We start from the raw sequence: 21,636 nt of genomic DNA on the forward strand, positions 1-21,636 counted from the left end.
CCGCATCATTCAGTTCCATGAAAATCATATTCGTAAATACAAATAAACAATGGGGAGGCGGGGAAAAATGGCATTTTGACGCGGCAAAGATGCTGAAAAACAAGGGACATACCGTTTATATAATGACAGGCACTACCACCGGGTTATATAAAAAGGCTGTGGATGCAGGTATTAAAGTAATTCCGGCCTACATCACCAACCTAAGTTTCCTCAATCCTTTTGCCTTACAAAAACTGATTTCCGTTTTCAGGCAGGTCAACCCCGACCGCGTCGTGCTTAATTTTTCGGCCGATGTGAAATCGGCAGGTTTAGCCGCCCGAATGGCCGGCATTTCATCGGTAATATACCGCAGAGGGAATGCAAAACCTGTTAAAAACAGCGTTCTGAACAGGTTCCTGTTTAAATATGTGATTACCGGCATGATTGCGAATTCAGAGGAAACAAAACATTCCATTCTGAAAAACAATAAAAAGCTGTTCCCGCCTGAAAAAATTAAGATTCTATACAATGGCATTCACCTGGGGGATTATGATAAGGATTCAGCAAAAAAACTTTACGAGCGAAAAGGAAATGAAATTATCCTCGGTACCGCCGGCAGGTTATCGGCTGAAAAAGGGCATGCCCTGTTGATCGAAGCCATGTCTGTTCTGAAAAAGAACGGAAAGGATTTTACGCTGTTAGTTGCCGGTGAGGGCCCCGAGCTTGAGAATCTTAAAAATGCAGCCAGGATACAGGGGATTGAAGAACAGGTAAATTTCATGGGATTTGTTTCATCCATCAGGCCTTTCATGAATTCAACCGATATATTCATTTTGCCTTCTCTGTGGGAAGGATTCGGCTATGTTACAATTGAAGCGATGGCTGCGGGAAAACCTGTGATCGCATTCAATACAGGCAGCAATCCCGAGATCATCGAAGACACTAAAACCGGCTTGCTTGTTAGTCCGATTGATGCAGCGTCCCTGGCTGAAAAAATAATATGGCTACTGTCTCACCCTACAGAGAGGGAAGCAATGGGAAAGAACGGGAGAATGCGTGTTGAACAATTATTTGAGTGTGCAATAACAGATGACCGGGTTGAAAAATATCTGACCGACATAACGATTTAAACAGAATACACCCATGAACACTATCGAGAAGTTTTTCCGTCTGAAAGAGCATGGCACCAATGTAAGAACCGAGGTTATAGCCGGTATAACCACATTCATGACAATGGCCTATATCCTGGCTGTTAATCCGTATATTCTCAGCCAGACCGGAATGGACCGGAGCGCTGTTTTTACAGCCACCGCCATATCATCCTTTATTGCCATTGCTGTAATGGCTTTTTATGCCAATCTTCCGATCGCACTCGCTCCGGGTATGGGTCTGAATGCTTTTTTTGCTTTCACTGTAGTAAGCCAGCTTGGCTATAGCTGGGAAATGGCTTTAACTGCCGTATTTATTGAAGGTATTATATTTATTCTGCTTACATTCTTTAAGGTAAGGGAGGCCATTATTGACAGCATACCGATGAACCTGAAACATGCCATTTCAGTGGGTATCGGTTTTTTTATTGCCATGATCGGTCTGAGCAATGCAGGCATTATTGTGAAAAATGATGCCACGCTGGTATCACTTGGCAGTGTAACCAATACAAATACATTACTGGCCCTTGGCGGAATACTTGTTACAAGTGTTCTGCTCGTGTTCAGGGTGAAAGGGGCACTTGTTATTGGAATAATCATCACAGCCATTGCCGGCATACCTCTTGGCATAACCAAAATTCCGGAAGGCGGCCTTGTAAGCCTGCCCCCTTCACCGGGGCCCGTTTTTTTCAAATTCGATTTCAGCAAAGTGTTCACATGGGAAATGCTGCTTGTGATATTCACTTTTCTGTTTGTGGATGTTTTTGATACAGTCGGAACACTGGTGGGTGTATGCTCCCAGGCTGATTTACTGGATGAAAAAGGCCGTGTACCAAGAGCTACACAGGCTCTTTTCGCTGATGCTGTCGGTACAACAGCCGGGGCCATCCTGGGTACCAGCACTGTCACTTCTTATATCGAAAGCGCATCAGGTGTACAGGCAGGCGGCAAGACGGGTCTGACGGCACTTACAACCGGAGTGCTGTTTTTGCTGGCCTTGTTTCTTGCTCCGCTTTTTTCAATGATTCCCGGAGTTGCAACGGCACCCGCGCTAATTATCGTCGGTTCATTTATGATAGCGCCTATTCAGAAAATTGATTTCGGCGACTATGCAGAGTCAATACCCGTATTTCTTACTATTCTCTTAATGCCACTTGCATACAGCATTTCAGAAGGAATTGCCTTCGGGATGATCAGTTATGTTATGATCCGGCTTTTTACTGGCCGGTGGAAAGAAGTTTCACTTGTAATGTTCGTCCTTGCTGTCTTTTTCATCCTGAAGCACCTGTTTTAAATAGTTTTATTCAGAGGCATATTACGGATAATTTTATCTTTGTCTGTCCGTTAATACATATCACACTTCTATATGAACCATAATAAGGAAATGAAGAATATTATTCAGTACATCAATGAAAGAATAATATTGAAAAACATACTGCTGGCGTTACTGATCCTTTTCGTGGGCACATTTTTCATCATGCAGACACTGAAAATTGTAACAAGGCACAACCATAATTTAAGTGTCCCTGATTTCTCAGGTCTCACGCTACAGGAAGCTATTGATGCGGCTGAAAAGAGGGATTTCCGGATTGAAGTCTTCGATTCCGTTTTTCTCAGCGACAAAGAAAGGGGAACCGTGGTTGAACAGCATCCTCGTGCCGGTTTTATGGTTAAGAAGAACAGGAAGATATTCCTCACAATGAATGCCATGAACCCGGAAAGGGTTGCCATGCCTGATCTTGTTGACCTTACATTTATCCAGGCCCGTGCCAAGCTTGAATCTTTCGGGCTTAAAATCGGCAGAATTTCCTATGAGCCGGATATAGCCCAGAATCTTGTACTAGCCCAGCGGATGAACGGACATAATCTTGTACCGGGCGACTCAGTTGTGAAAGGGGCAAAAGTTGATCTTGTTCTGGGTAAAGGGCTGAGTGACGAGGAAGCAGGAGTTCCGAACCTAGTCGGATTATCGCTTGAGGAAGCCAATATCCTGGCGTCTGAGCGTTTCCTGAGCATCGGCGCCGCCGTGCATGACCAGTCGGTTGTAAGCAATGACGACGAGCAAAAAGCAAAAGTGTTCAGGCAGAAGCCCGAACCGGGCATGAGCCTTCCGATGGGATCGGCGATTGATGTATGGCTTACGCTCGACAGTACGAAAGTGCCTTCTCATATTAGTTTGCCTGATTCAGTAGAAAATTAATGAGAAAAAGCCTCTTTATAGCAGTTCTTTCACTGATTTTCTGCCCGGGTATCCGGGCGCAAAGTCTCCGGGGACTTTATGAAAATCCGGTTATTAAAAAAAACCTGCATAAACTTCCGGTTGCCCTGAAATCGACACAGGGTGTGTTGTTAAGCCTTCCTTTCTTCGATGATTTTTCAACGTCAGATGTATTTCCCGATCCTGCTAAATGGTCGGATCGCTACGCTTTTATCAATAATTCTTTTGCCATTGATCCCATCTCAGTAGGTGTGGCAACACTTGACGCTATTGATGAAAACGGCGATGTATATGCCCTCACAAACAGGGCAGCCTCATCGGATCAGCTTACTTCACAGTCACTGGATCTTTCACCCTACAAAAATACGGGTAAGAAAGTTCGTCTCAGCTTCTTTTACCAGTGTGGCGGGAAAGGTGAAGTTCCTGAAAGAAATGATTCGCTGCTTGTTGAATATTATCAGCCTTCGAAAGATCGATGGCTAAACGCATGGTATGCCAATATGGATGAACCCAGTGAGTTTCTGCAGGAAATACTTGAAGTACCCGACTCGTTGTATGTTGCCGGTTTCAGGTTCCGGTTCAGAAACTATACAAGCATTTCAATAAACGATGTAAGCGGCGGCGAAGGGGCATTAAGCAATGCCGATTGCTGGAACATAGATTATGTCAAACTTGACACGAATTCTCTGCAATCACATCAGATCATTAATGATGTGGCGATAACTGATATCCCAAGGAAGATGCTCGACCTGTATGAGGCAATTCCCTGGTCACACCTTAACCTGGCATCTCCTATTATCGGCCGTAATTCCATGAATTACGACATGCGGGTTATGATGGCGCCAGGCGATTTTTCAAACATCGGCAGAAGTTACTACACAAGGGATCTGAACACGGGATACCGCGAAAATTATGAGTTGTTTTATGAGGAGTTTCCTACGGATTCACTGGTTTTCAGGAGTGATCCGTTTTTCGCTCCATTTATTCAGCGCGATAATTCAAAATCGGGAGCCATCCGTGTGTACGCATTTCTTGATACTCCTGCAGAACAGTATAAAGCAAATGATACATCAAAGGTTACAATTGAGTTCAAAGATGCCTATGTGTATGACGACGGCAGTCCCGAATACGGATTCGGCATTGAAGGACCCTCAATGAACGGCGCTCTGCTTGCGGTTAAATTCAGGTTGTTCACTCCCGATACCCTCCAGGCAGTCGATATGTTTTTCAATAAGGCAAGAAATAATTTCAATGCCTATCTGAAATTCAGATTGTGTGTATGGAAAGATGCAGGCGATAAGCCTGGTGATCTGTTATACATGTCGGACCAGGAATTTTCCCCTGTCTTCGGTACCCAAATGCCGGAGTTCAGAAGGTATGTGATTGACTCTGCATTGTATATCGCCGATTCAATTATTTACGTAGGCTGGAAGCAGCTTACCGATGAATTTCTGAATATCGGGTATGATGTTAACCGGAATAACCTGAACCGGACATTTGTAAACCTGGCCGGCGACTGGATTAACCCGGGAGGAAGCCTGCTACCGGGAACTGTTATGATGAGGGCAGTTGTAGGAAGCAGGGACGTTATCACAGGTTTACCCGAAAATCAGGATATTTCAGATGTAAGCGTTTATCCCAATCCTGCATCGGAATACATCAGCATATCATCCGGAGAAACCGTAACAGGAATAATACTTACCGATATAACCGGCAGAACCGTTTTAAAACAAACAGGAAATATTGAGCAGATTGACGTATCTTCTTTTGCATCAGGCCTGTATGTTTTAACTGTAAACACAGGGAAAACTGTCCCTTACGTTCAAAAAATAATAATCCGCCATTAATTTTCCCGGGATGCAGGAGGAAATTCTCGATCAATCCGAATTGTATGAGCACCACCGGATCACGGTGGATAAAAAACAGGGACTGCTCCGGATTGATAAATTCCTTTTCAATCGTCTCGAAAAAGTTTCGCGCAACAAAATTCAGATTGCCGTAAGGGCCGGAAATGTCCTTGTCAATAATACAACCGTAAAACCTAATTACAGGGTAAAGCCTGAAGATGTGATCAGCATTGTGCTACCCTACCCCAACGAAGAATTTGAGGTTTTACCGGAGAATATTCCGATTAATATTTTGTATGAGGATGACCATATCATTGTTGTAAATAAGGAGCCCGGAATGGTTGTGCACCCCGGCCATGGCAACTATACAGGAACACTTGTCAATGCATTGGCCTGGCACCTGAAGGATCTGCCGCTTTTTCAAACCGGAGAAATCAGGCCCGGCTTAGTTCATCGTATTGATAAAGATACTTCAGGAATCCTTGTCATTGCCAAAACAGAGATTGCATTGAGTAAACTGGCCCGCCAGTTTTTTGATCATACTACAAAAAGAACTTACCATGCGATTGTTTGGGGAATTCCCGATCCTACCGAAGGAACGATTACAGGGAATATCGGAAGAAATATAAGAGATCGCCTCAAGATGCAGGTGTTTCCTGAAGGTGATAACGGAAAGCAGGCCATTACCCACTATAAAGTTCTTGAAGAACTGGGTCATGTAAGTGTTGTTGAGTGCAGGCTTGAAACAGGGCGGACACACCAGATCAGGGTGCATATGGAATACATAAAGCATCCCGTATTCAATGATGAACGGTACGGAGGAGATAAAATTCTTCGGGGAACGGTATTTTCAAAATATCGTCAGTTCGTGGAAAATTGTTTTGAGATCATGCCACGACATGCCCTTCATGCAAAAACGCTGGGTTTCAAACATCCCGAAACCGGAAAAGAAATGATTTTTAACACGGACCTGCCTGACGATATGAACCAGGTAATTCAGCGGTGGCAAAATTACCTGGCTAACAGGGAAGTTTAAGGTTTCGGCGGATTTGGCGGGTCTGGTGGATCCGGGGGAGGATCAGGAACCATTCCCTCCAACTCTTTTTCTTCAACTTCCTTCAATACTTCTTCTTCCATAGTCTTATTTATTTTAAAACAAGATATCACATTTAATATGCAAAGTCAAGTTCTATCCTTTATATTTAGGGTGATATTTCTCATATGCTAAATTCTGCAAAATACCTGGTTATCTGTTTGGCCCTTTTATATTCGGAATTTACAGTATCCGCTGAAACAGACAGTCATCTCAGGTATTTCTCCATTCTGAATAATGATCTGCGCCCGGCGGAGGCTCGGGATCAGTTTCAAAAAGCATTAAACCAGGCAATTCATTCAAATGCCACTCCGGAAGAAATTCTTTTCCTTAAGTCATGTTTTACATTTTCATGTTATAATAACCGCGAGTTCACCTATGAACCTTTACTGAACGAATGCATCAAAGCCCTGGAAGGCGCTACGAATCCGTTAAAAAAGGATTTGGCTGATGTATATCTTGTAATAGCCCAGTACAATTTGTTTACTGATGGCGATTTGGACCAATCATTGAAATGGCTCAACAATGCCACCCGGATTCTGAAAAGGGATTATGCGATTAATAACTATCGTTTTGGAATCCTGTCGTATCTTAAAGGATATCTGAACAACAAACGCTATAACAGTTTTGCTGCCTCGCAATTCTGCAGACAGGCTCAAAAAATACTCAAAGAGCATTCTTCATTATCGTCCTGGTATTATATGACCAGTGATTTGCTCATCGAGGCTCTTTATTACTACCAGATTGAAAATAACCGGATAATTATTGAGGATCACCGCGATATTGTCACCCTGATTGATGTGTTGTTACCGGAATACGAACGGAATAACCAATCTCCCTCCGCTCTTTATTATTACAAAGCACGAATGATTGAAGATCCGGATCAAAAAAGAGAAATAATCGACAAGTGCATCAGGAAAGCCGAAGAAGGTTCATCAGCCCGGTTAAGCAAAATACTGGTTATGGCAAACCTCGACAAAGTAATTTATTATGGATATAAGGATCAAGTAGAAAAATGCCAGCAATCGCTCAACATTACTAAAACATTTAATAAAAGTAGTTTAACTACAGAATATACCTATTGTATCCTTGCATTGAAAGGATATACAACAAAAAAGTACAGAAGAAGCCTGGAATATTGTCAGAAGGCACTTATAGCAGGCTCTGAAGGTTTCAATGATACATCCATCTATGTAAATCCTGAACCGAATCAGATAAAGCCGTTTTACACGATGATTGACGTACTTACCTCAAAGGCATTTTTTCTCACCCGGTTTAATACAGATGATCTCACAAACGATATTTACGCCGTTGAGGCTAATGAGCTTGCATTAAAACTTATGGACCGGTTTGCAGTTGACATGGAACATGAATATGAGGGGTTATCAATGGTGGATGACAGGAAAAAAACACTTAATAATACGGTGATATATGCAAAATACCTGTTCGATTACTTACGTAAACAGGAGTATCTTGAAAGAGCATTCTATGCATCTGAAAAAAGCAAAATGAGAATCCTGCTGGCCGGAACAGTGCGTGATCAAAACATGAAAGAAGCAGGTATCCCTGACTCCCTATTGATCAAATATACAAAGCTGAAAAATAATATAAGTCAGGCTGAACATGAAATAAGCCTGCTTCAGAAAGAGAATAAGAAAATACCCTATATTTTAACAGAACGATTGACAGGATACTATAATCTTCGTGACGATCTCAATTATACTTTAAAAGCAAATTATCCTCGTTATGAGAAATTAAGGTATAATGACGGGTCTGTAAAAATAAAAGATATAGTAAAATATCTTGCCCCTGACGAAGCGTTCATTGAATATCACCTGGCCTATACGGGACTTTATACATTTCTAATTACAAAGGATACGTTTCTTGTGCACCATGACGTTATTGATAACACTTTTATTAAACAGCTTAATAGTCTTAGAAAATACATAATCACGAATCCTTTGAATCAAAAAGGAGATGATCTCAGGGACTTTATTAAAACCTCATCCTGGCTTTACAGCTATCTTATAGCACCTATTTATAAAGACATTTCCGGTAAACGGCTCATTATAGTTCCCGGAGATAATCTGACCCAGATTCCGTTCGAAGTACTTTTATCAAAGCCCGATACTTCAATCAGAAATTACAGGGATTTACCTTACCTGGTAAAGGAATTTCCGATCTCATACGCCTATTCATCCGCTTTTCTGATAAATGATAATTCCGGGGATAAACACGGAAAAGGAATGGGTATATTTATACCCGACTATAGTAAATTACATAATGACAGCCTTTTCGCCGATCTGGCCGGAGCTCGGTTTGAAGCCTCTTTTTTAAAGAAATACAAAGGATCACGACTTTTCAAAAACAGGAATGCTACAGAAACCGCATTTAAGAAAAAGGCTCCCGGCTTCAATATACTGCATATTGCCGCCCATACGGATATAGACAGCATTCAGTCAGGTCTGTCATGCTTTATACTGGATGGAGCAACAGACACCACGGATGACGGGAGGTTATATTCTTATGAAATCAATGAGTCGCAACTGAATGCCCACCTGGTGGTTCTTAGCGGATGCAGCACCGGTTATGGGAGGCTTATGTTTAGTGAAGGACTTGTAAGCCTGGCCCGTAGTTTCTTTTATACTGGTGTTCGAACCGTAGTGTTTACCTTATGGAATATAGCCGATGATGCAGGTTCAAAAATTTCAACAGGATTTTATGGACAGATGTCTGAACATCAATCCCTTGATATAGCCATGCGGAATGCCAAACTGGAATACCTTGAGAACGCCGATCCTTTAAAGTCGCACCCTTACTACTGGGCCGGGTATATAGTATTGGGCAGGACTCAGTCGATTGAACTGCATAAATCCAGGCACATCGGATGGATTGCAGGAATTGCCGGAGCTTCGCTCCTTATTTCACTAGTTATAATAATGAGAAGAAAACGGAAGATCAGTCTGAAAGCTTCGTGAGAATTTCCTTTGCCTTGCCTGAATAATACCCGTTGTTCTGTTCAATTTGTTTAAAGACAGTTTCCGCTTCAGGCAGTCTGTCGTTTTTAAGCAATGCCAGGGCAAGGTACCAGTCGCGTTGTTCGCTTAACAGATTATCCCACTGTGCCGGTATTTGCCTGAATGAGACCACTGCCTCGTTCATCGAATTTTGAGCCATCAATGTAAGGCCCTTATAAAACAGGGCTACATAATTGTCGGGCTGTGCGGCAATAACCTGGTCGAGGTTTGTAAGCGCCTCCTGAAAATTACCTTTTGCATATTGAGTCACAGATTGGTCCAAGCGCGTCTGAATGTCCTGGGCCGAACGGGTAGCTACATCTGCATTGTACTGTGTGTAATACAGCTTATAAATACGGTCATTTTCAGCAACAAAAACGGTGAATTTTAATACTACTGCTAATGCAACTACAAAAACAGAAGCAGCGGCAATTCTGAAAACCGGAGAAGAAAAGAATGTTTTTCGACCGTCTTTGGTGTATTGCCGGCCGATTTTTTGTACCAGGCCGTTAAAGTTTGCCAGTTTCCTGTCAGCAATGGCTTCATTCACTTCTTTGTGTAACTCGATAAGATCTTTAAACGAACTGTCGGTGGAAGCCATTCTTTCAACCTCTTCACATTCACCAGGGGTAAGTGAATGTTCAAGGTACTCTTCAATCAGTTTGGTGGTTTGCATGGTTGATTAAATGATGATCATACGCTGATCGTATACTGTTTATAAGTGTGAGTTTACAACGGTATCTCCTGTTTTTTGTATGTTGTTCGGTTTTATAACCCATCTGATTCGTTATTTGAGCAATTGACAAGCCCTGTGAGAAAAGATCAAGGACTTTCCTGCAATCGGAAGATAATTTTTCGAAACAATTTTGGTAGAATAAAAGCCGCTCATTTTTTTCATGAATTGTACTAATATCGCCATCAAGGTCAATAATATCCTCATTTTCTGTTACCCTCACAACCCACTTTCGCCTGTTCAGTTCTTTAAGCCACAGGTACCTCGAAACCGAATATAGGTATGTTCCTACAGAACAGGTCAACACCAGTTTGTTTTGCCTGCTTTTCTGAAACATAACCAGCAAGGCGTCCTGAAAGAGGTCCTGTGCATCCGCTTCACTGCCGCTGTTAGAAATTACAAGCCTTCGGATTCCCTGGAAAAACAGCCGGTAAAATTCTTTCAGGATTTTCTCATCCTGTTGGATCAGTCCGTTAATTAAATCATTATCTGAAAAACTACCTGACCTCATTCAATGTTTAATACCTTGAGATGTGAAAAAGTAACCCTTGATTACAAAAAAAATTTTTGTTGCTTCATGTAAATATAATCAAAGATTCCGTATAAAAAATCACTACCTGTAAGCATCAATAGGCTGGCATGAACAAACAAGGTTACGATCACCAAAGGCATCATCCACACGGCTTACTGAAGGCCAGAATTTATTGCGCTCCGACCATGCATCCGGGAAGGCGGCCTGTTTTCTCGTATAGGAATGTTCCCATGTATCGGCAATTACCCTGAGCTGGGTATGAGGTGCGTTCTTAAGCATATTGTCTGCTTTGTTGCCGGATTGTATGATCCACTGTATTTCATTAAAAATTGAAACCAGGGCATTGGCAAACCGGTCAAGTTCATAAAGCGATTCGCTTTCGGTGGGTTCAACCATCAGCGTTCCGTGTACCGGGAAAGAAAGCGTGGGTGCATGGAATCCATAATCCATCAGGCGCTTTGCAATATCAGTTTCCGTAACATCCGAAAGAGGTTTGAATCCGCGGCAATCCAGGATCATTTCATGTCCTACAAAACCGTTCGCACCGGTATAAAGTACTTTATAAAAGTCTTTAAGGCATGCAGCCAGGTAGTTAGCATTCAGTATGGCAATTTTGGTTGACATAGTAAGTCCTTCTCTTCCCAGGAGCGTGCAGTAAGCATGAGAAATCACAAGGATTCCTGCACTTCCCCAGGGTGCGGATGCAACGGTTATGCCATCGGTGCCATCCAGGTGAACCACCGGGTGACCGGGCAGGAATTCAACAAGGTGAGGTGCAACGGCGATGGGGCCTTCACCGGGACCACCCCCTCCGTGAGGAATGGCAAAGGTTTTATGAAGGTTCAGGTGACACACGTCGGCGCCGATGGCAACCGGGTTGGTGAGCCCAACCTGTGCGTTCATATTGGCTCCGTCCATATACACCTGTCCGCCGAATTCATGGATCAGCGATGCCATTTCGCGGATAGCGCTTTCGAAAACACCATGTGTGGAAGGGTAGGTGACCATGAATGCAGCAAGGTTGTCCTTATGCTGTTCGGCTTTTGCTCTAAGGTCAGCCACATCAATATTTCCCCTGTCATCACAATTCACAACAACTACTTTAAAGCCTGCCATGGCAGCACTGGCAGGGTTGGTACCATGCGCCGATGAAGGAATGAGAACAATATCCCTGTGTTTCTGGTTGCGGCTTTCATGATATTGCTTTATTACAAGCAACCCGCTGTATTCGCCGGCAGCTCCTGAATTGGGCTGGAACGATACCCCGGCAAATCCGGTTATCTTTTTAAGGAAATCACCAAGTTCCGAGAAAATAGTATGATAGCCTTTTGCCTGGTCAACCGGCACGAAAGGATGCATATTACCCAACTCAGGCCAGCTTAGCGGAAGCATTTCAATGGCAGCATTAAGCTTCATGGTGCATGAACCCAGTGGGATCATTCCATGAACCAGGGAATAATCTTTTGTTTCGAGGTGTTTGATATACCTCATCATTTCGGTTTCGCTTGAATAGCGGCTGAACAGGGTAAGATTCATGTATGAATCGCTCCGGAGGAAGCTGTCAGCGAGTGCTTTTCCTTTTAATATAACGGTTACAGGTGATTTTGAAAGCGCTGAAGCGAAAATATCAGCCACAGTCTGAACCTGTTTTTCCGATACGGTTTCATCCATACTGATGCCAAGGGTTCCATCTTCAAAATACCTGAAATTGAATTCGCGTTCAAGGGCTATTTTCCTGATAGTATCTGTGGTAACACCCGACGGTAATTGTACATGCAGTGTGTCAAAGAATTCGCCGTTCAGTTCCTTGCAGCCCAGGGTGGTTAGCGCATCCCTTAAAGCGGCCGCTTTGCTGTGGATCGAGGAGGCAATTGTATACAGACCTTCACGGCCATGATACACGGCATACATTCCGGCCATTGTAGCCAGGAGGGCCTGTGCCGTACAAATATTTGAAGTGGCTCTTTCCCGCTTGATATGCTGTTCGCGGGTTTGCAGTGCCATACGTAATGCAGGCTTTTTATCCACATCAACCGTTACACCGATTATTCTTCCGGGCATATACCTCTTATAAGCTTCCTTTGTGGCAAAATAGGCCGCATGAGGCCCCCCGTAATTTACAGGCACTCCGAAACGCTGGCTTGAACCGATAACGATATCGGCACCCCACTGGCCCGGAGGAACGAGCATTACAAGACTCATAATATCGGCTGCAACCGCTACAGGAACATTTACAGCATGAGCTTTTTCAACTATGCTGCGATAATCGGTAACCTTACCATCCCCGGCAGGATACTGAATCAGTATCCCAAACACCTGTGCCGGGTCAAGATCCATGACATTTCCGATGATTACATCAATTCCGAGAGCAGTTGCCCTTGTTTTTACAACACTTAAGGTTTGCGGAAAGATATTTTTGTCGACAAAAAATGTATTCACCCCATTGCATGCCTGTTCTTTGGGCCGTGAATTATAAAGCATGATCATGGCTTCGGCAGCTGCAGTTCCTTCATCAAGCAATGATGCGTTGGCAATCTCCATGCCGGTAAGCTCAAGAACAACAGTCTGAAAATTCAGCAGTGCCTCAAGTCTTCCCTGTGAAATTTCCGCCTGGTAAGGAGTATAGGAGGTATACCATGCAGGGTTTTCGAGAATATTTCTTTGAATTACAGCGGGCAATACAGTTCCATAGTAACCCATACCGATAAGCGATGTAAACAGCTTATTTTCAGAGGCAATCTTTTTGATTTTGCTGTAATATTCCTGTTCACTGATGCCTTCGGGAACATCCGGTTCATTTTTAAGCCTGATGTCGGCCGGAATGGTTTTATCGATCAGTTCATCAAGAGATGACACACCGATTTTTTTCAGCATAACATCCATATCAGCCTTTCGGGGGCCTATATGTCTGAAAACAAAATGATTGTTATTCATTGATTTATTTATCATTGATTGGTAAAGAATTCGGGATTAAAATTGATTGCAAAGTTCAGTTTAAAAAAGGATTTGTATCATGTTCCCTTCCAATTGTTGTATAGGGGCCGTGGCCGGGCCATACTACGGTCTCGTGCGGAAGGATCAATAATTTTTCGCGGATACCTTTTATTAGCAATTCGTGATTTCCGCCGGGAAGATCGGTTCTGCCCACACTTCCATTGAAGAGCACATCACCGCAGATGGCAAAATGATCAGAACCCGAATAAAAACAGATACTGCCCGGGGAATGGCCGGGGACATGGATAATTTGAAGGGATGAATTTCCGAAACGTACAGTGTCATTTTCATCGATAAACCGGTCGGGTTTGGGTGTTCTCCCCACCGTGAAACCAAAAATACCGGCATACTGGGAGACATTTTCAACAAGGGGCAGATCGTTTTTATGCATTGCCAGGTCACACGAATAGGCCGTCTTAATGGCGGTTAAGCCAAAAATATGATCAAAATGACCATGGGTAAGAAGAATGGCCACCGGTTTCAATTTGTTGCCATCGATAAACCCCGTAAGTTGTTTCTCCTGCTGGGGTGTATTACAGCCCGGATCGATAATCACACATTCTGAAGTTTCATCATACAATACGAAAGAATTTACGCCTAACTCATTAAATGCGAAATTTTTTAATTTAATCATGTTATCAAAAGTATTACTATTGTTTGCCTCCGAGCATAGGAACAAAAACAAATGAGCCGTGTTCCGTCTTTCTATACTCCGATTCCCCTGTTTTTTCAATAAGTGTCATTACCTGTGAATTACCGGTGCCGACAGGAACAACGAGACGGCCTCCCGTCTTCAGCTGATCCAGAAGGACAGTTGGAATATCAGGTGCTGCCGCTGTTATTAATATGCGGTCAAACGGCCCGTAGGTAGGCAACCCCTGGTAGCCATCCCCGTAAAAGAAATTCACCCTGTAATTAAGGGAGTTCAGGAGCATCTGCGATTTAAGATAAAGCTCCCTGTGTCTTTCTATTGTAAACACCTTAACGCCGAGTTCCGCCAGCACGGCAGCCTGGTAACCAGAGCCTGTGCCCACTTCAAGAATTTTCTGCCCCGGCTCAGTTTTCAAAAGTTCACTCTGAAAAGCGACCGTGAAAGGTTGTGAGATCGATTGTCCTGCATCAATAGGAAACGCCTGGTCGCGATAGGCAAACTTAATGAATCCGCTGTCCATGAACAGGTGCCTTGCAACTTTTCCGATTGCATTTAAAACTCTTTCATCCTTGATTCCTTTAAGTCTGATTTCCTCAACCAACTTCTTTCGCAGGCCTTTGTGCTGAAAACTGTCCTCCATATACCTTGTAATCCGTGCTGTTTTATAAACAAAATTAGTTGATAAGTTCGATCTAAAAAAAATATCATCTATTTCTAAATGATCTATGTTTGCCTCAAAAGCCGGATGAATGATAAATGTAGGAATTGCAGGCTCGTTATCAGCTGTCAACAGGCACAGTTATGCTCTTAATGCAATCCAGAACGTCCAACTTACAGGCACGCTGGATCCTTTGGAAAACAAGCACAACGAAAAAATAATCGAACAATCGGATGCGCTGATCATTACCGATCAGGGTGACCACTTTTTTGAACTGGCAGTGCGTGCCCTGAGGAGTGCAAAACATGTATACCTTTATCCATCGGTAGTTCAGTCGATGAACAATGTGAGCCAGCTTATCAAACTGGCCAGCGAAGCCAATGTAATTCTTAAATGCGGCCGTACATCGCAATCGGGTCTGAACAATCTTCTGAATAAATTACCCGATCTGAAAGATATGAGCATGATCGACCTGCAGCATGAAATCAGGATGGAAGAAAACAACCGGACGATGCAGGAAATTGTGCTTGGCGATATGGAACTGGTGGCTGACCTGATAAGGGCACGGAACACCTACATAAGGGCAAAAGGACTGAATATAGTTTCAGTAAGGCCTGAAATCATAAATGCCAGGCTTGAATTTGACAATGGCAGTGCGGTAAATTATTATTGTAACATCCTTGGCACCCAGAATTTGCATCACTTTACACTGGCATGTAAAGATAACATACTGAAGTACAATATACTGACAAAAGAACTTACTGGCTGGACACTTAAACGTACAGGTAATCTAAACGAAAATCCTATCTTTATCGGGAATTTTCAGGTAGAGCAAGCAGATTATCTGGCTGACGATTTACGACGTTTTTTCAATTTAATCCATTCGGGTCCGGCATTCCCGTCCATCTATGACAATGGGTTTGAATCTTTTTTGCTGGCAGACCGGATTCTCGAAAAGGTGTCAAAAACCCTTGTTCAATTCGCCTGATATTCCTATTTTCAAAATTATGGTTTACGGGATGTTATGAACAGAAGACTTCAGTTACTAGCTTATTTAGCTTCTGACATTGTTAGCGGTATTGTTGGATGGTGTTTATTTTATTTCTACTGGAAACATATCTTGACCCAGGCAGATCCAGCTTACCTCAGCTCTCTCACACAGAAATTTATTATCGGCCTGTTTACAGTTCCTTTTATCTGGCTATTAATTTATTTCCTGTCCGGATATTACAATGATGTTATCCGGAAATCACGACTTCTTGAATTATGGCAGACTGCAGGCAACGTTTTTACCGGTTCTGTCATCATATATATAATCTTTGGTATACATAAGTCGTATCTTATTGATTTCAGAGGGACGTTTTCACCATTTTTTACCCTGTTTTTGTTTGAGTTCATGACAACGTATATTCCGAGGCTGATTATTACGACAATCACTTCACACAAGGTTCATAGCGGGAAGATCGGGTTTAACACCCTTCTCATCGGGAGCAGTGCCAAAGCACTTGAAACCTGGAAGGAGGTGACTGGTCAGAAAAGAAGCAATGGAAATAAATTTATTGGTTTTGTGAGTGTTAATAACGGAACCAATATTGATCTCGAAAAAAAATTGCCTTATTTGGGAAAAATTGACGACATCCACAATATTATATATGAAAACAACGTTGAGGAAGTAATCATTGCCATCGAGTACTCGGAACATGATATGATTAACCTCATCATTAATAAACTGGTGAACGTGGATGTAGAAATTAAGGCAATACCCAGCTTGTACGATATCCTGACAGGCCGCGTGAGAATGAGTTCAATCCTGGGAACTCCGCTGATATCCGTTTCACACAATCCGATGCCCGCATGGCAACAGAACATTAAAACGTTCCTCGACAGGTTAATTGCAGCTTTCGCCCTCATCATCAGCTTTCCGCTTTGTCTGTTTCTTGCAATAGGAATAAAGCTTACATCCAAAGGCCCTGTTTTTTATAGCCACGAAAGAGTGGGTAAATACGGCAAGCCTTTTAAAATCTACAAGTTTAGATCGATGTATGTGGATGCAGAAAAAGACGGCCCGGAACTTTCTTCAAAATCGGATGACCGAATAACCAGTTTTGGCAGGTTTATGCGGAGATCCAGGTTTGATGAAATACCCAATTTTTTAAATGTCCTTAAAGGTGATATGGCGCTTGTAGGCCCGCGTCCTGAAAGGAAACACTACATTGAACAGATTATCCGCACAGCACCTCACTATCTTCATTTGCTGAAAGTAAAGCCCGGCATCACCTCTTGGGGCCAGGTAAAATTCGGTTATGCTGAAAATGTGGACCAAATGATACAGCGCCTTAAATATGATCTGATATACCTCGATAACATGTCGCTTTTCGTGGATTTCAAGATCATTATTTATACTGTACTCATCATCATAAAAAGAAAAGGAATATAAAACAAAGTCATCCCGGGCGTTTGGAGTCTCAGGGTGACTATTCACTATGAAAAGGACTTTTATTGCCTTTGATATCACTCCCGAAAATGAGACGCGCGCCGCGTATGAAATTATCCGCCAGAAACTCCGGTCAGAAAATATAAGCTGGATAACCGACAGGAATTTTCACATGACACTAAAGTTCCTGGGCGACACTCCTGAAGATCATATTCCTGGCATTTGCAAAACAATCAGAAACAGCCTGGCAGAATTCAGTACTTTCCCGGTTATCCTGGCTGGGGTTGGACTGTTTAAGAACATACACGATCCAAAAGTACTTTGGATGGGATGCAGGGCTGATACAACACTTGAAAATTTAAAAGCCCGGCTGGAAAAGGAAATGACTGTCTTCGGTTATGAACTTGAGCAACGCAGGTTTTCACCGCATCTGACACTGGGCAGGATAAAACAGGTAAGGCAGGTAAATCAGCTCACCGAAGTAATTTCAATGTTCAGGGATAAAGTATTCCAGGTGCAGGAGGTTAAAGAAATCATTTATTACGAAAGTACGCTGAAACCATCAGGGGCTGTATATACGCCGATAGAGGTATTCAGGTTGGGGAGCCAGTAAATCAATAAAAAGAGCGCGTCATTGCGAGTAAGAACACCTTTTTAAGGATCACCCAATGATATGACAACCATGGGCTTTCACGAATAGCTACGAAGTAGCGAGATCTGAATAACCGCGGGTGAAACCCGTGGATTTGATGCCAGCAGATAAGAACCCTGAAAGGGTTCAATTTCAATTGTGCATTATTCAACTCTTTCAGAGTTGTGTTTGTCATCGTAGCACCGTACCACGGGTTTCACCCGCGGTTATTCAAATTGAACCCTTTCAGGGTTATTCATTAGCATACAACGAATTACGAAAAGTCGTCATTGCGAGCCTCCGATTCCTGCGGAGGCGAAGCAATCTGCCCGAGCAGGCAGGGCTTTGCCAAGAGATGTTCCTGAATAATTTTATATCAATTTTTGCAGTGCTAATGGCTTTATTCTTCCTGTGCCGGAAGATTGCTTCGTCGCATGAGATTTTGGTATATTCAATGATTGTTCCGGCTCCTCGCAATGACGGCTTTCTGATTAAAGCTCCCCCTTCTCAATCATGATCATAATCTCATTCAGAGCTTTGTCTTCTCCTTCAGGGTCAAAGCGGGTTTTAAGGTTTGAGCCGAAAAGCCTTGCAATGGTCTGCCAGAAGGTTGCTTCAAAGCCACCCCTGAGCTCTTTTACCACATCATAGGATGTATACCGTGTTTCACGGTCAATTAGCTTGATCAGGATGCGGCCCTGGGTGATTGTCAGCTCCTTGAGCTCCGCTTCATATTTCTGAAGGATTTCATCCTCGACCTGTTTGATATATTCGCGCTGGTCGCGCTTTCTGTCAAGCGAATCGCGGTGGGCGATCACTTCCGCGTAACGGGCTCCGGCCAGCTTGGCATATGGATAAACCTTCTTAACATTGTAAATAAGCCGGCGATACTGCCTCAGATCCTTGGTTTCAGCTTTTCTTTTTCCGGCGGGTGAAATAACGGCAGGCTCCAGGGGAAGATCGGATGTAAAAATAGTATCACCGTTGTTCACAATGGCAATAACCGGGTTACCGCCCATTTCCATGTGCAGCGTGTCCTGTGCCCCCGCCAGGGCATTGATCAGAAAGCACAAACCGGATATGAGCAATATTCTTGGCATGCTGAAGATAAAATAACAAAATATTTGCCAGAAAAAGACAATAAGTTTAACGGAGAAACGATATCAATGTTTTGCCGGGTTATTTGAATAGGTCATAAAATTGCTAATTTTACATAAAACCGCAATAAACCGTAATGGACAAGACGGACAGGAAATATACGAACGGTGAGATAACAGTTTTCTGGCAGCCGAAAAAATGCATTCATGCTACAACCTGTTACAGGGAACTAATTGAAGTTTTCAATCCACGTAAGCGACCGTGGGTAAATATGGATGGCGCTCCCACCGACGAAATAATCAGGGTGGTAAAACTATGTCCTACCCAGGCGCTGACTTTTGAATACAACAAGGTAATTGAAAAGGAAAAAGAACAGGAAGCTCAGGCTGCTGTTACAGAGATTGATGCCGAAGTTCGTGTTATGGAAGATGGTCCCATTGTATTGCGGGGTAATTTCAGGATTGTAGATACTTCGGGAAATGAACTGAAGCACATGAAGATTGTATCACTTTGCCGATGCGGGGCATCAAACGATATGCCCTTCTGCGACGGCACTCACCGGAAGATCGGTTTTACAGGTAAATAATTATGGAAGAAGAAAAATCAACAGGCAACAAGCCTACCGAAGTCAATATACAACGAAACGGACCCATACTTATAAAAGGCATATTCCGTTTCCGTGATTCATCAGGTAAAATAACCGAAGGCGAACAGGAATTATACCTGTGCCGCTGCGGTGGTTCGGCATCAAAGCCTTTCTGCGACGGAACTCACAAAAGAATCGGCGTACCGAATTAAACGCATTTCTTTACCAGGTCAGCTGCATCCTGCAGGGAAATGGCCGAGAAAACTTTCAATCCTGAATTATCGATCAGCACTTTGGCTTCAGCCGCATTGGTACCCTGTAATCTCACGATTACCGGAACTTTAATTGTGCCAAGCGATTTATAGGCATCCACAATACCCTGTGCCACACGGTCACAGCGAACGATACCTCCGAATATATTGATCAGGATGGCTTTCACACCCGGATCGCTGAGAATAATCCGAAAACCGGCCTCAACAGTCTGCGCATTGGCAGTACCTCCCACATCGAGGAAGTTGGCCGGGCCTCCGCCTGAAAGCTTTATAATGTCCATGGTGGCCATGGCGAGGCCGGCGCCATTAACCATGCAGCCTACATTGCCATTCAGCTTGATGAAATTCAGGTTATGCTTTGAAGCTTCGGTTTCGGCCGGGTCTTCTTCATTTATATCACGGAGCGCTTCATAATCGGGATGCCTGTATAACGCATTATCATCGAGGTTAACCTTGGCATCAGCCGCAAAAATAAGGTCGTCTGAAGCTTTCAACAGCGGATTGATTTCAATCAGCGAAGCATCACTGGCTGTATAGGCATTGTAAAGCAGGGTGACAAACTTTGTCATTTCCTTCAAAGCATTTCCTTCCAATCCCAGGTTGAAAGCAATTTTTCTAGCCTGGAAAGGCTGAATGCCTACCGCAGGATTGATCTCTTCCTTAAAAATCAGGTGGGGAGTTTTTTCAGCCACAGCTTCGATATCCATACCTCCTTCAGTGGAGTACATAATGATGGTCCGACCGGTTGCCCTGTTGAGCAACACACTCATATAAAATTCATGGATCTTGCTTTCACCCGGGTAATAAATATCCTGCTGGATCAGCACCTTTCTTACCTTTTTTCCTTCGGGTCCTGTTTGAGGAGTCACCAGCTGCATTCCCAGTATCTTTCCCGCTTTTTCCTTCACCTCATCCAGATTCTGAGCCAGTTTAACTCCGCCTCCTTTACCGCGTCCGCCGGCATGTATCTGGGCTTTTACAACCCAGCTGGTTGCACCATTCTTTTTCTGCAGTTCTGTAGCCGCATTAACCGCTTCATTCGCATCATCTATAACAATTCCTGCGGGAACAGGAACACCGAACTTACCGAGTATGGCCTTTGCCTGGTATTCATGAATATTCATCCGACGATCTTTTCAAGTTTTCAGGTTACGAAAATATCTATTTTTTCTTATCTATTTGTAACATTGCAGTGATTTCATTAATCGGACTTCATGAAGAAATTACTCAATGAAGAACTCAACCGGAAAACAGTTGAGGAGTTCAAAAATGCGGCAAAACACCCTGTGGTCGTGGTTCTTGATAATGTAAGGAGCCTGAATAATATTGGCTCTGTTTTCAGAACCTGTGATGCTTTTCTGATGCAGGAAATTATTCTTTGCGGAATCACAGCCACTCCCCCTCACAGGGAGATCAGCAAAACCGCCCTGGGTGCCACCGAATCAGTAGAATGGAAATATATGGAAAGTACGGTTGAAGCAGTAAATGAACTGCGAAATAACGGGTATAAAGTGTTCGCCATTGAGCAGGCTCGGGGGGCCTGTATGCTGCATGATCTGTCAATCTCTCAAAATGAGAAATACGCTGTCATTTTTGGACACGAAATAAATGGCGTATCCCAGGAAGTGGTTGACCTGTGTGACGGTGTAATTGAAATACCGCAACACGGAACCAAACATTCGATCAACGTCGCAGTCAGCACGGGAATTGTTTTATGGGAATTTTTCAGGTTCTACCTGAAATA

19 protein-coding genes are annotated in these 21,636 nt (G+C 43.3%); 12 read left to right on the forward strand and 7 right to left on the reverse strand.

The window, feature by feature from the left end; genetic code table 11:
* Positions 1 to 17: 17 nt before the first annotated feature.
* From VK179_18385 to VK179_18410, 6 genes are all read left to right on the forward strand, one after another.
* Complete coding sequence (locus VK179_18385; GenBank protein HLO60725.1) at positions 18 to 1,109, forward strand: glycosyltransferase family 4 protein; 1,092 nt, start codon at positions 18 to 20, stop codon at positions 1,107 to 1,109.
* 13 nt (positions 1,110 to 1,122) lie between these two features.
* Positions 1,123 to 2,421, forward strand: a complete 1,299-nt coding sequence (locus tag VK179_18390; GenBank protein HLO60726.1) for an NCS2 family permease — start codon at positions 1,123 to 1,125, stop codon at positions 2,419 to 2,421.
* 90 nt (positions 2,422 to 2,511) lie between these two features.
* Positions 2,512 to 3,327, forward strand: coding sequence for a PASTA domain-containing protein (locus tag VK179_18395; protein ID HLO60727.1), 816 nt, complete (start codon positions 2,512 to 2,514; stop codon positions 3,325 to 3,327).
* Positions 3,327 to 5,192 (forward strand): T9SS type A sorting domain-containing protein, encoded by a 1,866-nt coding sequence (locus VK179_18400; protein ID HLO60728.1) that lies wholly within the window; start codon positions 3,327 to 3,329, stop codon positions 5,190 to 5,192. The genes VK179_18395 and VK179_18400 overlap by 1 nt, the downstream gene beginning before the upstream one ends.
* Before the next feature lie 10 nt (positions 5,193 to 5,202).
* Positions 5,203 to 6,228 carry an RluA family pseudouridine synthase gene (locus VK179_18405; protein HLO60729.1) on the forward strand — a complete coding sequence of 342 codons (1,026 nt, stop codon included), beginning with the start codon at positions 5,203 to 5,205 and terminating at the stop codon, positions 6,226 to 6,228.
* Between the two features lie 185 nt (positions 6,229 to 6,413).
* Entirely contained in the window at positions 6,414 to 9,263 is a 2,850-nt protein-coding gene (locus VK179_18410; GenBank protein HLO60730.1) for a CHAT domain-containing protein, read from the forward strand.
* On the opposite strand, the gene VK179_18415 is transcribed toward VK179_18410, so the two are convergent.
* From VK179_18415 to VK179_18435, 5 genes are all read right to left on the reverse strand, one after another.
* Positions 9,244 to 9,978, reverse strand: a complete 735-nt coding sequence (locus VK179_18415; GenBank protein HLO60731.1) for a tetratricopeptide repeat protein — start codon at positions 9,976 to 9,978, stop codon at positions 9,244 to 9,246. The two genes, VK179_18410 and VK179_18415, sit on opposite strands and share 20 nt — an antisense overlap.
* A complete protein-coding gene (locus tag VK179_18420; protein HLO60732.1) occupies positions 9,956 to 10,546 on the reverse strand; it encodes a sigma-70 family RNA polymerase sigma factor in 591 nt (196 codons plus the stop codon). The genes VK179_18415 and VK179_18420 overlap by 23 nt, the downstream gene beginning before the upstream one ends.
* 102 nt (positions 10,547 to 10,648) lie before the next feature.
* Positions 10,649 to 13,501 carry an aminomethyl-transferring glycine dehydrogenase gene (gene gcvP / locus VK179_18425; protein ID HLO60733.1) on the reverse strand — a complete coding sequence of 951 codons (2,853 nt, stop codon included), beginning with the start codon at positions 13,499 to 13,501 and terminating at the stop codon, positions 10,649 to 10,651.
* Positions 13,502 to 13,556: 55 nt separating this feature from the next.
* Positions 13,557 to 14,195 (reverse strand): MBL fold metallo-hydrolase, encoded by a 639-nt coding sequence (locus VK179_18430; protein ID HLO60734.1) that lies wholly within the window; start codon positions 14,193 to 14,195, stop codon positions 13,557 to 13,559.
* A gap of 16 nt (positions 14,196 to 14,211) precedes the next feature.
* Positions 14,212 to 14,853 (reverse strand): protein-L-isoaspartate(D-aspartate) O-methyltransferase, encoded by a 642-nt coding sequence (locus tag VK179_18435; GenBank protein ID HLO60735.1) that lies wholly within the window; start codon positions 14,851 to 14,853, stop codon positions 14,212 to 14,214.
* A gap of 109 nt (positions 14,854 to 14,962) precedes the next feature.
* Between VK179_18435 and VK179_18440 the strand changes: the two genes are divergently transcribed.
* Genes VK179_18440 through thpR form a run of 3 tightly spaced genes read left to right on the forward strand, consistent with a single transcriptional unit; the run spans position 14,963 to position 17,918 of the window.
* Complete coding sequence (locus VK179_18440; GenBank protein HLO60736.1) at positions 14,963 to 15,859, forward strand: hypothetical protein; 897 nt, start codon at positions 14,963 to 14,965, stop codon at positions 15,857 to 15,859.
* Between the two features lie 36 nt (positions 15,860 to 15,895).
* Positions 15,896 to 17,308, forward strand: a complete 1,413-nt coding sequence (locus tag VK179_18445; protein HLO60737.1) for a sugar transferase — start codon at positions 15,896 to 15,898, stop codon at positions 17,306 to 17,308.
* Positions 17,309 to 17,354: 46 nt separating this feature from the next.
* Positions 17,355 to 17,918 (forward strand): RNA 2',3'-cyclic phosphodiesterase, encoded by a 564-nt coding sequence (thpR, locus tag VK179_18450; GenBank protein ID HLO60738.1) that lies wholly within the window; start codon positions 17,355 to 17,357, stop codon positions 17,916 to 17,918.
* Positions 17,919 to 18,427: 509 nt separating this feature from the next.
* Here thpR and VK179_18455 read toward each other — a convergent pair.
* A complete protein-coding gene (locus tag VK179_18455) occupies positions 18,428 to 19,036 on the reverse strand; it encodes a DUF4294 domain-containing protein (protein ID HLO60739.1) in 609 nt (202 codons plus the stop codon).
* 134 nt (positions 19,037 to 19,170) lie between these two features.
* Between VK179_18455 and VK179_18460 the strand changes: the two genes are divergently transcribed.
* Positions 19,171 to 19,620: a (4Fe-4S)-binding protein gene (locus VK179_18460; GenBank protein HLO60740.1), complete on the forward strand. Its 450-nt coding sequence runs from the start codon at positions 19,171 to 19,173 to the stop codon at positions 19,618 to 19,620.
* Positions 19,621 to 19,622: 2 nt separating this feature from the next.
* On the forward strand, positions 19,623 to 19,832 hold the full coding sequence (locus VK179_18465; GenBank protein ID HLO60741.1) for a CDGSH iron-sulfur domain-containing protein: 210 nt from the start codon (positions 19,623 to 19,625) through the stop codon (positions 19,830 to 19,832).
* Here the strand turns inward: VK179_18465 and sucC are convergent.
* Positions 19,829 to 21,016: an ADP-forming succinate--CoA ligase subunit beta gene (gene sucC, locus VK179_18470; GenBank protein HLO60742.1), complete on the reverse strand. Its 1,188-nt coding sequence runs from the start codon at positions 21,014 to 21,016 to the stop codon at positions 19,829 to 19,831. The two genes, VK179_18465 and sucC, sit on opposite strands and share 4 nt — an antisense overlap.
* Before the next feature lie 90 nt (positions 21,017 to 21,106).
* On the opposite strand from sucC, the gene VK179_18475 reads away from it, so the two are divergent.
* Positions 21,107 to 21,636, forward strand: a 530-nt coding sequence (locus VK179_18475) for an RNA methyltransferase (protein HLO60743.1), incomplete at its 3' end; no start/stop codon positions are given.

The organism is Bacteroidales bacterium (assembly GCA_035299085.1).
In the GTDB taxonomy this organism is placed as follows: domain Bacteria; phylum Bacteroidota; class Bacteroidia; order Bacteroidales; family UBA10428; genus UBA5072.